The organism is Pseudocitrobacter sp. 2023LY-00077, assembly GCF_055796175.1.
Window position 1 is genome coordinate 109,929 of sequence record NZ_JBSPEI010000012.1, and the last position, 15,548, is coordinate 125,476.

At 53.3% G+C, this 15,548-nt stretch carries 7 protein-coding genes; 6 read left to right on the top strand and 1 reads right to left on the bottom strand.

Annotated features, from left to right (window positions below):
* The first annotated feature begins 6 nt into the window (after nucleotides 1–6).
* The 5 genes from paaK to ACWWFX_RS16580 all read left to right on the top strand — a co-directional run bounded on the left by paaK (nucleotide 7) and on the right by ACWWFX_RS16580 (nucleotide 10,726).
* Nucleotides 7–1,320, top strand: coding sequence for a phenylacetate--CoA ligase PaaK (gene paaK / locus ACWWFX_RS16560; protein ID WP_473224284.1), 1,314 nt, complete (start codon nucleotides 7–9; stop codon nucleotides 1,318–1,320).
* A 136-nt stretch (nucleotides 1,321–1,456) separates the two neighbouring features.
* Entirely contained in the window at nucleotides 1,457–2,422 is a 966-nt protein-coding gene (gene paaX, locus ACWWFX_RS16565) for a phenylacetic acid degradation operon negative regulatory protein PaaX (protein ID WP_456145484.1), read from the top strand.
* A complete protein-coding gene (gene paaY / locus ACWWFX_RS16570) occupies nucleotides 2,403–2,999 on the top strand; it encodes a phenylacetic acid degradation protein PaaY (protein WP_473224285.1) in 597 nt (198 codons plus the stop codon). The genes paaX and paaY overlap by 20 nt, the downstream gene beginning before the upstream one ends.
* A 393-nt stretch (nucleotides 3,000–3,392) precedes the next feature.
* Nucleotides 3,393–9,629 (top strand): BigA/YdbA N-terminal beta-barrel domain-containing protein, encoded by a 6,237-nt coding sequence (locus ACWWFX_RS16575; protein WP_473224286.1) that lies wholly within the window; start codon nucleotides 3,393–3,395, stop codon nucleotides 9,627–9,629.
* Between the two features lie 224 nt (nucleotides 9,630–9,853).
* Nucleotides 9,854–10,726 carry an aldo/keto reductase family oxidoreductase gene (locus ACWWFX_RS16580; protein WP_276221434.1) on the top strand — a complete coding sequence of 291 codons (873 nt, stop codon included), beginning with the start codon at nucleotides 9,854–9,856 and terminating at the stop codon, nucleotides 10,724–10,726.
* 40 nt (nucleotides 10,727–10,766) lie between these two features.
* Here ACWWFX_RS16580 and azoR read toward each other — a convergent pair whose 3' ends face one another.
* The gene (azoR, locus tag ACWWFX_RS16585; RefSeq protein ID WP_108474155.1) at nucleotides 10,767–11,372 is read right to left on the bottom strand and encodes an FMN-dependent NADH-azoreductase; all 606 of its coding nucleotides are present in this window, start codon (nucleotides 11,370–11,372) and stop codon (nucleotides 10,767–10,769) included.
* Between the two features lie 238 nt (nucleotides 11,373–11,610).
* Between azoR and hrpA the strand changes: the two genes are divergently transcribed.
* Nucleotides 11,611–15,513: an ATP-dependent RNA helicase HrpA gene (gene hrpA / locus ACWWFX_RS16590; protein WP_473224287.1), complete on the top strand. Its 3,903-nt coding sequence runs from the start codon at nucleotides 11,611–11,613 to the stop codon at nucleotides 15,511–15,513.
* Nucleotides 15,514–15,548 lie beyond the last annotated feature (35 nt).

Genomic DNA, 15,548 nt, shown 5'->3' on the forward strand with positions numbered 1-15,548 from the left:
CCTATAATGACAACAAATACAAAGCTGGACCCAATCGAAAAAGCATCGCTGGACGAACTGCAGGCACTGCAAACGCAACGCCTGAAGTGGACCCTGAAACACGCCTACGAAAATGTGCCGATGTATCGCCGCAAATTCGATGAAGCGGGCGTTCACCCGGATGACTTCAAAGAACTGAAAGACATCGAAAAATTCCCGTGCACCACCAAGCAGGATCTGCGTGATAACTATCCGTTCGGCATGTTTGCCGTACCGATGGAGCAGGTGGTGCGCGTGCATGCCTCTTCCGGCACGACCGGTAAACCGACCGTGGTCGGTTACACTCAGAATGACATTAATACCTGGGCCGATATTGTGGCGCGTTCGCTGCGCGCAGCGGGCGGTACGCCGAAAGATAAAATCCACGTCGCTTACGGTTATGGCCTGTTCACCGGCGGGCTGGGCGCGCACTACGGCGCGGAACGTCTGGGGGCAACGGTTATCCCGATGTCCGGTGGCCAGACTGAGAAGCAGGCGCAACTTATCCGTGATTTCCAGCCGGATATGATTATGGTCACGCCGTCTTACTGTCTGAACCTGATTGAAGAGCTGGAACGCCAGATGGGCGGCGATGCGACGCAATGTTCCCTGCGCGTCGGCGTGTTTGGCGCGGAGCCGTGGACGATGGCGATGCGTAAAGAGATTGAACGTCGTCTGGGTATTACCGCACTGGATATCTATGGTTTGTCGGAAGTCATGGGCCCGGGCGTGGCAATGGAGTGTATCGAAACCGCCGATGGCCCGACCATCTGGGAAGACCACTTCTATCCAGAAATTGTTAACCCGAACGATGGCACGGTGCTGAATGACGGTGAACATGGCGAACTGCTGTTTACAACGCTGACCAAAGAAGCGCTGCCGGTAATTCGTTATCGCACCCGCGACCTGACGCGTCTGCTGCCGGGCACCGCACGCACCATGCGCCGTATGGATCGCATCAGCGGACGCAGCGACGATATGCTGATTATTCGCGGTGTGAATGTCTTCCCGTCTCAGCTGGAAGAAGAGATTGTGAAGTTTGAACATCTTTCGCCGCATTACCAGCTGGAAGTTAACCGTCGCGGTCATCTTGATTCGCTGTCGATTCAGGTAGAGCTGAAAGAGAGTAGCTTGTACCTGAGCCACGAACAGCGCTGTCAGGTGTGTCATCAGTTGCGTCATCGCATTAAATCGATGGTCGGGATCTCGACGGATGTGACCATCGTTAACTGCGGCGCGATCCCGCGTTCGGAAGGCAAAGCGTGCCGGGTGTTTGATTTGCGTAAGATTGCTAACGTGTAACTTTCACCCTCACCCTAACCCTCTCCCTGAGGGAGAGGGAACTGTCTGCTGCGGTCTTCTCCCTCTCCCTTTGGGAGAGGGCCGGGGTGAGGGGAAACCTATGCTATGATTCATAAATCAAAACAATAACAACAGGATGAATCAGATGAGTAAAATCGATACTTTCATTCAGCAGGCCGTGTCATCAGTGCCCATTAGCGGCACGTCGCTGATCGCCTCGCTGTATGGTGATTCCCTGTTGCATCGCGGCGGTACTGTCTGGCTGGGTAGCCTGGCGGCGATGCTCGAAGGTCTGGGATTTGGGGAACGTTTTGTCCGTACCGCGCTGTTTCGCCTCAACAAAGAGGGCTGGCTGGATGTAGAACGCATCGGCCGCCGCAGCTTTTATCGCCTGAGTGATAAAGGCCAGCGCTTAACTCGCAGGGCGGAAAATAAAATTTATCGTGCGGAAACGCCGGCCTGGGATGGCACCTGGCTGTTGTTACTCTCAGAAGGTCTGGATCGCGCAACACTTTCAGACGTCAAAAAACAGCTTATCTGGCAAGGGTTTGGCACGCTAGCGCCCAGTCTGATGGCCTCGCCGTCACAAAAGCTGGCCGATGTGCAATCGCTGCTGCATGAAGCGGGTGTGGCGGAAAACGTTATCTGCTTTGAAGCGCATTCTCCACTGGCGTTGTCGCGTGCGGCGTTAAGTGCCCGCGTGGAAGAGTGCTGGCAACTGACCGAGCAGAATGCCATGTACGACACATTTATCCAGCTGTTCCGTCCATTGCTGCCGTTATTGCGCGAAGTGGATGCAGATGAACTTACGCCGGAACGTTGCTTCCAGATCCAACTGCTGCTGATTCACTTTTATCGTCGCGTGGTGCTGAAAGATCCGCTGCTGCCGGAAGAACTGCTCCCGGCGCACTGGCTTGGGGGCTCTGCGCGTCAACTCTGTATCAACATTTATCAACGTGTGGCTCCTGCCGCGCTGACCTTCGTCAGCGAAAAAGGCGAAACCCCGGTGGGCGAACTGCCTGCGCCGGGCACGCTGTTCTATCAACGATTTGGCGGGTTGCCGGTGAGTGAAGGGAGGTCTTATGCCAGTGTATCAGATTGACGGCTTAACCCCGGTGGTGCCGGACGAGAGCTATGTGCATCCTACCGCCGTATTAATTGGCGACGTCATCCTGGGCAAAGGCGTGTATGTTGGGCCAAATGCCAGCCTGCGCGGCGACTTTGGTCGCATTGTCATTAAAGATGGTGCGAACATTCAGGACAACTGTGTGATGCATGGTTTTCCGGAGCAAGACACCGTTGTGGAAGAGGACGGACATATTGGTCACAGTGCGATCCTGCATGGCTGCGTGATACGCCGTAACGCGCTCGTTGGGATGAATGCTGTGGTGATGGACGGCGCGGTGATCGGCGAAAACAGTATTGTCGGCGCGGCAGCGTTTGTGAAAGCCAAAGCAGAGATGCCTGCGAATTACCTTATTATCGGCAGCCCGGCGAAAGCCATCCGCGAACTCAGCGAGCAGGAAATGGCGTGGAAGAAGCAGGGGACGCGGGAATATCAGGTACTGGTGGAACGCTGCAAAAAGACGATGCATCAGGTTGAACCACTGCGTGCGGTGGAAGAGGGGCGAAAACGGCTGATATTTGATGAAAGTTTGCGGCCAAAATCAGTAAGTTAAATAAAAAGCAGGAATGAATTTCCTGCTTTTTTATTGGTTTTTGTAAGCGATAGTTTTAAGTTGCCTTGAATATTAGTTTCATAAATGAATCATGTCGTAAAAAATAAATGCTATTTTTCGCATCGCCACCTTTCAGGTTATGAATTATTTCTATCTGCAGCATCATAACGCGATAATTGCCACGAATAATGTCTTTGTACATTTACGCGATGAATTGTTTTAGTTTTTCTTAAAAACTCTTTAAGTTGAAATGTGTAGTATTGACAAATAGAATCTTAATTAATATTTAATCATGACCATCCTTTAGATTTAATCGATTCCAAATTTCATTTCAATATTTTGTTTTTATTGATTTTTAGTCAATTCTCTTATGAAGAGTGAGAGGGATTTCTCATGCAAAAGAAAACGTTATTATCTGCTTGTATCGCTTTAGCACTTAGCGGTCAGGGCTGGGCCGCCGATGTCGCGGATACAGATAGCGCATCAGCCGAGCGCAAAGGTTCGCGGGTGGTTTGCCCAACAGATAGGCAAAAGTTAAGCCCGCAAGAATTAAAAAAACTTCCTGCCGAATGTGTGACACACACAGAAAATAATCTCTATCCGTGGCTTGCCATGGGCGCAACAGCCCTCATCATTACTTTTGCGGCAATAGAGTTAACGGATGATAACGGACACCACTCTCATTCTTCTCAACAACCCGTTCCTCCTGTTCCTCCCGTTCCACCTGATGATCATGTCATTCCGCCGGATGACGGTGGAGACGATGTGACACCACCGGACGACGGTGGCGATGATGTAACCCCGCCGGACGACGGTGGCGATGACGTGACCCCTCCGGACGACGGTGGTGATGATGTAACCCCGCCGGACGACGGTGGCGATGACGTGACCCCTCCGGACGACGGTGGCGATGACGTGACCCCTCCGGACGACGGCGGTGACGACGTGACCCCGCCTGACGGCGGCGGTGACGATGTAATCCCGCCGGACGACGGTGGCGACGATGTAACCCCACCGGACGACGGTGGCGATGACGTGACCCCGCCAGACGACGGCGGTGACGATGTAATCCCGCCGGACGACGGTGGCGACGATGTAACCCCACCGGACGACGGTGGTGATGACGTGACCCCTCCGGACGACGGTGGTGATGATGTAATCCCGCCGGACGACGGTGGCGATGACGTGACCCCTCCGGACGACGGTGGTGATGATGTAACCCCGCCGGACGACGGTGGCGACGATGTAACCCCGCCGGACGACGGTGGTGATGATGTAATCCCGCCGGACGACGGTGGCGACGATGTAACCCCGCCGGACGATGGTGGTGACGATGTAACCCCACCGGACGACGGTGGTGATGATGTAATCCCGCCGGACGACGGTGGTGATGATGACGTTGATCCTCCCAAACCAGATCCCATTAAATTTGACAACGACGTCACTTGGGATAAAACCGAGAAGACCCTGCAAATTCGCGGTGCGACGTTCACCTATACTCAAAATGCTGACGGCAGCTATACACTAACAGCGAAGGACGGACGCACAACAATAGCCAATAGCTGGCAGGTACACACGGATAGCAACACGGTTGTGTTCGATGGCATCAATACTGCCGGAGGCATTGAGTGGAGCTATGACGACAACGGCAAAATCCGCATTACCAAATTAGCCGGTGTGGTAGTGGACGGCACCACCGGGAACGATATTCATGTTCATGACGCCGTTATTACCGATCAGGGCGGCAACACCGCACTGAACGGTGGTACGGTGATGACGGTTGAAGGCAACGACATCACCCTCAACAATGACGGTAAAACCACGGCCATCGGCGAAGGCTCGGTTGTCGGCATCCTGACGGGCGACGATATCATCATCAATAACAATGGTGAAACTAACGTTGATGGCGGTACGGCGGTTATTATCAATGGCGATCGCACTGTTCTGAGTAACGCTGGCGATTCAACCATCACTAATGGCGGTACCGGGAGTTTTATTACGGGGGGCGATGTCAGGGTCAATAACCAGGGCAGCATGGCCGTTGACGGTAAAAACTCGACGGGAAGCAAAATCGTCGGTAACGATGCGACGGTTAAGCAAACCGGCGATCTCTACGTCAGCGGCGGCGCACACGGTATAGATGTTACCGGAAGCGGCACTATCGTTAATAACAAAGGCAATATTACGGTGGTGGAGGATAACTCCATCGGCGTATTGCTCGACGGCGATGGTACGACATTTATCAATATGGGTGATATTACTGCCGGAAATGCCGGGGCGGAAAATGCGTCAGGCGTGCAGATCAGCGGCGATAACGCCACCTTCGTTAACGTAGGCGATATTTTTGCCAGTAACGCCGGAACGGGCATTCAGACAACAGGTGATGGCGCAAACATCTCGCTGGCGGGTGGGATGGATGTGGGCGATTTCTCTACCGGCCTGGATGTTGCTGGCAATAACAATACATTGACGCTGGCGACCTATGAGCTAAATGTTACCGGACAGAAAGCCACTGGCGTCAATGTTGCCGGGGATGGCAACACCATTGAGATCGCTGGCAATATATTAGTCGATAAAGACCAGACGACTGACAATGCGGCAGACTATTTTTACGATCCGTCGGTTGGGGTTAATGTCAGCGGAAATAACAACGATATTACGCTGGATGGCCAGTTAACGATGGTGGTGGATAGCGAAACCACAAGTCATATCTATGGGGAGTATGATGGTACCCAGGAAAATATCACCGGGCTTGTGGTTACCGGTGATAGTAATACCGTAACACTTAACGGCGGCGTGCAATTTAAGGGAGAGACCAATACATTAATAAATGGCGATGATATTGCGTCTACCCGACAGGGGGTGGGGCACACCCCGCTTATCCAGGTTGATGGTCACTCATCGGTCTACCTGAATGGTGACTCCGTGATAAGCGGAGACTTCCCGGTGGGTTATACCAGTGTTATCCAGTTAAGTAATGGTGCGGCGCTGGAAATCGGTGATGACGCCGTCTTCTCAACGCAGGGAGTCGGTGTTTTCGATCACTATTTTGATGGGGCGCCTGCGATAATAAACGTATCATCTGGATCTACGGCAATCAACAAAGGGACTGTCGATACCGCGAATGTTCGGTTTATTCAGGCCAACGGAGAAAATAGCACCGCGGTTAATGGTGGTAGTATTGCATTGCATCAGTATGACTATTCGACACCGACAAACTCAACGCCGGAGCCGGGCAGCATGGCATTACTTGGGCGGCAGGGAGCAAGCGTTACTAATAACGGTGTTATCACCGCAAAAGTCATGGAGCAGCATAGCGTGCTGAATCTGTCGTCTTCAATGGGCGTCACGGGTCCTGATATTCCTAATAATCAAACAGATAGTATGGTGGCTATCCAGGCCTACATTGACAGTTATGCACTCAATAGCGAGAGTGGGATCGTGGATATGTATGGCCGCGGGAGTATTGGCATGTCGGCAATAGATAACTCGACGACAGAGAATGCAGGCAAAATTTCTATTGATGCGTTATGGCTTGATGTTAATGATACAACGCAATTACGCAGCGATATCCCCGGAAATACAGCCAGAAATTACGCTATGGGAATGTCGGTAGGTACGGATTCTTATAGCGGAACCAGAATTAATGCAACTGCAATTAACAAAGAAAGCGGCGTCATTACCCTCTACAACGCAGGCGCGGGAATGGCCGCTTATGGTTCCAGTAATACGGTTATTAACCAGGGAACCATTAATCTGGAAAAAAATGAGAACTACGACGACAGCCTGGGGGCGAATAAACTTGTTGGCATGGCGGTTTATAATGGCGGCACTGCAATTAATGATCAGACTGGCGTTATCAATATTAATGCCGAAATCGGCCAGGCATTTTATAACGATGGTTCTGGCACGATTGTCAACTATGGCACCATCTGTACTTTCGGTGTGTGCCAGTCGGGGAATGAGTATAATGACACCGATAATTTTACCTCTCTGATTTATACCGGTGGTGATACGTTTACAGAAAGCGGGGAAGCAGCAACGTTGAACAGAACCGCCGTTGTGACAAATAAACAGGCTGGAAATGTTGTTAACAGCGGAACGCTTTCCGGTGAACAAATCACAATACTCAGTGGTGTTCTGGAAAATACCAGCGATGGAGTCATCAATAACTTCGTGGCGCTTGATAATGGCGCGGTTATTAATAATAACGGAGTGATGAAAAATAACGTCGATGTTAACGGAGGAACCCTTAATAATGCCGGAGAAATGACTGCACAAATTACCATGTATGCTGGTGCAGATAGCTCGTTGGTGAACAATACCGGTACCGTCAGTAAAGTGGTGCAGAAATCCGGCGTGTTCAATAATAGTGGCATTGTGACAGAGCGTATTACTCTGGCTGGCGGGGTTTTTAATAACCAGACCGATGGAACGGTTAAAAAAGGCGCGGCGCTAACAGGGACTGCGGTGGTTAATAACGACGGAACCTGGAATCTTGGCAGTAACAGTGAAGGCAACAATGCCGGGATGCTGGAAGTCAATAATGATGCCATTTTTAACAACAGTGGCGAGTTTACCCTCGATAACAGCAAAAACGCTGTTCATATTAACCAGTCCGGGACGCTTTATAACACCGGACATATGGCGATGAGTAATTCGTCCCACAACGGAGCCGTTAATATGTGGGGCGGGAATGGTCGCTTTATTAACGATGGAACGATTGATGTCTCTGCGAAGTCGCTGGTGGTTAGCGCCAGTAATGCTGGCGATCAGAATGCTTTCTTCTGGAACCAGGATAACGGGGTCATCAACTTCGACCACGACAGCGCCAGCGCTGTGAAATTCACCCACAGTAACTTCATCGCCCAGAATGACGGCACGATGAACATCAGCGGCACCGGTGCTGTGGCTATGGAAGGTGATAAGAACGCGCAACTGGTTAACAATGGCACCATCAACCTCGGTACAGAGGGCACTACCGACACGGGTATGATCGGTATGCAACTCGATGCCAACGCTACGGCGGATGCGGTGATCGAGAACAACGGCACCATTAATATCTTCGCCAATGATTCGTTTGCATTCAGCGTGCTGGGTACAGAAGGTCACGTGGTTAACAACGGCACGGTGGTGATCGCCGATGGGGTTACAGGTTCGGGCCTGATCAAACAGGGCGACAGTGTCAATGTTGAAGGTGTGAACGGTAACAACGGTAATAACACGGAAGTGCATTATGGCGACTATACGTTGCCGGATGTGCCGAATACCAATACGGTTAGCGTAACGCCGGGAAGTGATGCAGTTGATGGCGGCATGAATAATCTCAACGGTTACGTGGTGGGAACGAGTGCCGATGGCAGTGCCGGTAAGCTCAAGGTCAACAATGCCAGCATGAACGGCGTGGGGATCAACACCGGGTTTACCGCCGGTACGGCAGACACCACCGTTAGTTTTGACAACGTGGTGGAAGGCAGCAACTTGACCGACGCTGACGCCATCACCTCAACGTCCGTGGTGTGGACCGCCAAAGGCAGCACCGATGCCAGCGGTAACGTTGACGTCACCATGAGCAAAAACGCCTACACCGAGGTGGCGACCGATGCCTCGGTGAATGACGTGGCGAAAGCGCTGGATGCGGGTTACACCAACAACGAGCTGTACACCAGCCTGAACGTTGGCACCACTGCTGAACTGAACAGCGCGCTGAAGCAAATCAGCGGCAGCCAGGCAACCACCGTGTTCCGCGAAGCACGTGTGTTAAGCAACCGCTTCAGCATGCTGGCCGATGCGGCGCCGAAGATGGGCAACGGTCTGGCGTTCAACGTGGTGGCGAAAGGCGATCCGCGTGCAGAACTGGGGAATAATACCGAGTACGACATGTTGGCACTGCGTAAAACCATTGACCTGAGTGAAAGCCAGACCATGAGTCTGGAGTACGGTATCGCTCGTCTCGATGGCGACGGTGCGCAGAAAGCCGGCGATAACGGCGTCACCGGCGGCTACAGCCAGTTCTTTGGACTGAAGCACCAGATGGCGTTTGATAATGGCATGAGCTGGAATAACGCGCTGCGTTACGACATTCACCAACTGGACAGCAGCCGCTCAGTGGCTTACGGCGACGTCAGTAAAACGGCGGATACCAACGTGAAACAGCAGTACCTGGAGTTCCGCAGCGAAGGGGCGAAAACCTTTGAACCGCGCGAAGGGCTGAAAATCACCCCGTATGCCGGTGTCAAACTGCGTCACACGCTGGAGGGCGGTTATCAGGAACGCAATGCCGGAGACTTTAACCTGAGCATGAACAGCGGCAGCGAAACGGCGGTGGATAGCATCGTCGGGCTGAAACTGGACTATGCAGGCAAAGACGGCTGGAGCGCCAACGCGACGCTGGAAGGCGGGCCAAATCTGAGCTACAGCAAGAGCCAGCGTACCGCGAGCCTTGCCGGGGCAGGCAGCCAGCACTTCAACGTTGATGACGGGCAGAAGGGCGGCGGCATCAACAGCCTGGCAAGCGTCGGCGTGAAATACAGCAGCAAAGAAAGTTCGCTGAACCTGGATGCTTACCACTGGAAAGAGGATGGTATCAGCGATAAAGGCGTGATGCTGAACTTTAAGAAAACGTTCTGATGTTTGTTTTGCCGGATGGCGGCGCTCGCGCCTTATCCGGCCTACAGGTATATCACCCGTAGGCCCGGTAAGCGCAGCGCCACCGGGCAATAATGCGTGTGCCGGATGAGACGTTGTACTCATCCGGCATTTTTTTACACATTCGCATTTATTACACATTTCCTCCCCGCGCGTTCATTTCTATACTGTGGGCTCTTAATCTGCCTTAAACAGGACAGGGTGTTATGAGCAACAACAGTGGTACGTTTACTCTTGGTTCAAAATCGGTAAAACGACTGGGTTATGGCGCGATGCAGCTGGCAGGCCCCGGTGTCTTCGGACCGCCAAAAGATCGCCATGTTGCTATTACGGTATTGCGTGAAGCGCTGACGCTGGGTGTGAATCATATCGACACCAGTGACTTTTATGGCCCACACGTGACAAACCAGATTATCCGTGAAGCCCTGCATCCGTATCCGGATGACCTGACGATTGTCACCAAAATTGGCGCGCGTCGCGGGAACGATGCTTCATGGCTTCCGGCATTCTCCCCTGAGGAACTCAAGCAGGCAGTACACGATAACCTGCGTAACCTCGGCCTGGACGTGCTGGATGTGGTTAACCTGCGCGTGATGCTCGGCGACGGTCACGGCCCGGCAGAAGGGTCGATTGAAGCTAACTTTACCGTACTGGCCGAATTGCAACAGCAGGGGCTGGTGAAGCATATCGGCCTGAGCAACGTCACGCCGACGCAGGTCGCACAAGCGCGTAAAATTACGGAAATCGTCTGCGTGCAGAACGAATACAACATCGCACACCGTGCCGACGACGCGTTGATCGATGCGCTGGCGCGTGACGGTATCGCCTACGTGCCGTTCTTCCCGCTCGGTGGTTTTACGCCGCTGCAATCTTCAACGCTTTCGGATGTTGCTGCAAGCCTTGGCGCGACGCCGATGCAGGTGGCGCTGGCGTGGTTATTGCAACGTTCGCCGAATATCCTGTTGATTCCAGGTACTTCTTCAGTGGGGCATTTGCGGGAGAATATGGCGGCGGGAGAATTAGTGCTATCTGATGACGTGCTGGCAACGCTGAACAGCATTGCGAAAAATGCGGGTTAAATAACAAGGCCTCCCGATTTCGCGGGAGGCCTCTTAAATCTTACGCTGCAACCACGGCGTCAATTGCCGCTTTTGCATCTGCCTGTGCTTTGGCCGCCATTTCCGGGCCATACGCGATGCCTTCCGCAAAGACGAATTTCACGTCGGTCAGGCCGATAAAGCCCAGGAAGGTAGACAGGTACGGAGTCACCTGGTCAGTCGGGGTATCTTTATGGATGCCGCCACGGCTGGTGATCACCACGGTTTTCTTACCGGTAACCAGGCCTTCAGGACCTTTCTCGGTGTAACGGAAGGTCACGCCAGCACGAGCAACCAGGTCAAAATAGTTTTTCAGCTGAGTAGAGATGTTGAAGTTGTACATCGGGGCTGCAATCACGATAACGTCGTGGGCTTTCAGTTCAGCAATCAGCTCGTCAGACAGCGCCAGTGCTTCCTGTTGACGCGGAGTCAGCGGGGAATCGCTTGGACGCAGTGCGCCAACCAGTTCGCCATCCAGTACCGGCACCGGGTTAGCGGCCAGGTCACGAACGGTGATTTCGTCCGCGCTGTGTTTTTCACGCCACTGCTCAACAAAATAGTCGGACAGCTGATTAGACTGGGAGTAGCCTGCCAGGATGCTGGATTTCAGAACCAATACTTTGCTCATGGGTGTTTCCTTTATACTTTGAGTGACGGGCCTTGCCCGGTTGCTTGCAGACACTTTATTCACAATCCTGCCACAGGGATAGCGCAATATATCGAATCCTCTGTTCGATTTTTTTGAACAACAGACTTTACTCTCTCTACCGCACACCGGGAAAACCGTTCGGTATCAGGCCATGTGTGGTATTCTGGAGGGAACGTATGACGAGAACATTTCCGGCACACAGATGCCCGATAACGCTATGACAGAACAACAAAAACTCACCTTCGCGACGCTGAATCAGCAGCTCGATGCATTAACGCTGCGCGATAAACAGCGCTTTGCCCGTCGCCTGCACGGTGTGAAGAAGGTTAAAAATCCTGATGCACAACAGGCCATTTACCAGGAAATGGCGAAAGAGATTGAACAGGCAGCAGGTAAAGTCCTGCTGCGCGAAGCCGCACGCCCGGACATCACCTATCCGGATAACCTGCCGGTTAGCCAGAAGAAACAGGACATTCTTGAGGCGGTGCGCGATAACCAGGTGGTGATTGTCGCCGGGGAAACGGGGTCCGGGAAAACCACCCAGTTACCGAAGATTTGTATGGAGCTGGGTCGTGGCATCAAAGGGCTGATTGGCCATACCCAGCCGCGTCGTCTGGCGGCGCGTACCGTGGCGAACCGTATTGCGGAAGAGCTGAAAACGGAGCCGGGTGGTTGCATCGGTTATAAAGTTCGTTTTAGCGATCACGTCAGCGACAACACCATGGTTAAGCTGATGACCGACGGTATTCTGCTGGCGGAAATTCAGCAGGACCGCCTGTTGATGCAGTACGACACCATCATTATTGATGAAGCGCACGAACGCAGTCTGAACATCGACTTTTTGCTCGGTTACCTGAAAGAGCTGCTGCCGCGCCGCCCCGATCTCAAAATTATCATCACTTCCGCGACCATCGACCCGGAACGCTTCTCGCGCCACTTTAACAATGCGCCGATTATCGAAGTTTCAGGGCGTACCTATCCGGTGGAAGTGCGCTATCGCCCGATTGTCGAAGAGGCGGATGACACCGAGCGCGACCAGTTACAGGCCATTTTTGACGCCGTGGATGAACTGGGGCGGGAAAGTGCGGGCGACATCCTGATCTTTATGAGCGGCGAGCGTGAAATTCGCGATACCGCCGATGCGCTCAGCAAGCAGGATCTGCGCCATACGGAGATCCTGCCGTTGTATGCGCGACTCTCCAACAGTGAACAGAATCGCGTCTTCCAGTCGCATAGCGGGCGTCGCATTGTTCTGGCGACCAACGTCGCCGAAACCTCGCTGACCGTGCCGGGCATAAAATACGTTATTGACCCGGGTACCGCTCGTATCAGCCGCTACAGCTTCCGCACTAAAGTGCAACGACTGCCGATTGAGCCGGTGTCCCAGGCATCTGCAAACCAGCGTAAAGGCCGCTGTGGGCGTGTCTCGGAAGGGATCTGTATTCGACTCTATTCGGAAGATGATTTCCTGTCGCGCCCGGAATTTACCGATCCGGAAATTCTGCGTACCAACCTGGCATCGGTTATTTTACAGATGACCGCGCTGGGGCTCGGAGATATTGCCGCCTTCCCGTTTGTTGAAGCACCGGATAAACGTAATATTCAGGATGGCGTGCGTCTGCTCGAAGAGCTGGGCGCAATCACCACGGACGAACAGCAAACCGCCTATAAACTGACCCCTCTGGGGCGCCAGCTGTCGCAACTGCCGGTTGACCCGCGTCTGGCCCGCATGGTGCTGGAAGCGCAAAAACACGGTTGCGTGCGCGAGGCAATGATAATTACCTCGGCCTTGTCTATTCAGGATCCGCGCGAACGCCCGATGGACAAACAGCAAGCCTCGGACGAAAAACATCGCCGTTTCCACGACAAAGAATCTGACTTCCTCGCCTTTGTGAACCTGTGGAATTACCTCGGCGAGCAGCAAAAAGCGCTGTCATCGAATGCTTTCCGCCGCCAGTGCCGCACGGATTTCCTCAACTATCTGCGCGTACGCGAATGGCAGGATATTTACACCCAGCTGCGCCAGGTGGTGAAAGAACTGGGTATTCCGGTCAACAGCGAACCGGCGGAATATCGCGAAATCCATATCGCGCTGCTTACCGGCCTGCTTTCCCATATCGGCATGAAAGACGCCGATAAACAGGAATTTACTGGTGCACGTAATGCGCGCTTTTCTATTTTCCCGGGTTCCGGTTTATTCAAAAAACCGCCCAAATGGACCATGGTTGCCGAGCTGGTGGAAACCAGCCGCCTGTGGGGCCGTATCGCTGCGCGCATCGACCCGGAATGGGTGGAGCCGGTTGCCCAGCATCTGATCAAACGTTCATACAGTGAACCACACTGGGAGCGGGCACAGGGTGCGGTGATGGCGACCGAAAAAGTCACCGTTTACGGGCTGCCGATTGTCGCCGCGCGTAAGGTGAACTACAGCCAGATTGACCCGGCGCTGTGTCGTGAGCTCTTTATTCGCCACGCGTTGGTGGAAGGTGACTGGCAGACGCGTCATGCTTTCTTCCGCGATAACCTGAAACTGCGCAGTGAAATTGAAGAACTTGAGCACAAATCGCGTCGTCGCGACATTCTGGTTGATGACGAAACGCTGTTTGAGTTTTACGACCAGCGCATCAGCCACGACGTCATCTCCGCCCGACATTTTGATAACTGGTGGAAAAAGGCCAGCCGCGAAACGCCGGATTTGCTCAACTTTGAAAAGAGCATGCTGATTAAAGAGGGGGCGGAGAAGGTCAGTAAGCTGGACTACCCGAACTTCTGGCATCAGGGCAATCTCAAGCTACGCCTGAGCTATCAGTTTGAACCGGGGACGGATGCGGACGGTGTTACCGTTCATATTCCTCTACCGTTGCTTAACCAGGTGGAAGAGAGCGGTTTTGAGTGGCAGATCCCCGGTCTGCGTCGTGAGCTGATCATCGCATTGATTAAATCGCTGCCAAAACCGGTGCGCCGTAACTTTGTGCCTGCGCCAAATTACGCTGAAGCGTTCTTAGGTCGTGCCACGCCGCTGGAGCTGCCGCTGCTCGATAGCCTGGAGCGCGAACTGCGCCGTATGACCGGGGTCACCGTTGACCGCGACGCCTGGCAGTGGGATCAGGTACCCGATCACCTGAAAATCTCTTTCCGGGTGGTGGATGACAAAAACAAGAAACTTCAGGAAGGGCGTTCCCTTCAGGCGCTGAAAGACACGCTTAAAGGGAAAGTTCAGGAAACGCTTTCCGCCGTTGCCGATGATGGTATCGAGCAAAGCGGCTTGCATATCTGGAGCTTCGGTAACCTGCCGGATCACTACGAACAGAAACGCGGCAACTACAAAGTGAAGGCCTGGCCTGCGCTGGTAGATGAGCGTGAAAGCGTGGCGATTAAGCTTTTTGATAACCCGCAGGAACAGCAGCAGGCGATGTGGCGTGGTTTGCGCCGCCTGCTGCTGCTGAACATTCCGTCGCCAATTAAGTATCTGCACGAGAAATTGCCGAACAAAGCCAAACTGGGGCTCTACTTTAACCCGTACGGTAAAGTGCTGGATCTCATTGACGACTGCATCTCCTGTGGTGTTGATAAGCTTATCGATGAGGCAGGCGGCCCGGTATGGACCGAGGAAGGGTTCACGAAGCTGCATGATAAAGTGCGTGCCGAACTGAACGAAACCGTCGTCGAAATCGCCAAACAGGTCGAGCAGATCCTTACGGCGGTATTCAATATCAACAAACGCCTGAAAGGGCGCGTGGATATGACCATGGCGCTGGGGCTGTCGGATATCAAAGCGCAGATGGGCGGGCTGGTTTATCGCGGGTTTGTCACCGGCAACGGTTTCAAACGCCTGGGCGACACGCTGCGCTATTTGCATGCGATTGAGAAACGACTGGAAAAACTGGCCATCGACCCGCACCGTGACCGTGCGCAAATGCTGAAGGTGGAAAGCGTACAGCAGGCATGGCAGCAGTGGTTGAATAAACTGCCGCCGGCGCGTCGGGATGACGATGATGTACAGGAAATCCGCTGGATGATTGAAGAGCTGCGCGTCAGTTTCTTTGCTCAGCAGTTGGGTACACCGTATCCCATTTCCGATAAACGCGTGTTGCAGGCGATGGAGCAGATTAGTGCGTAGGTGAGATTACCGTGATAAGTACGGCCCGATAACGC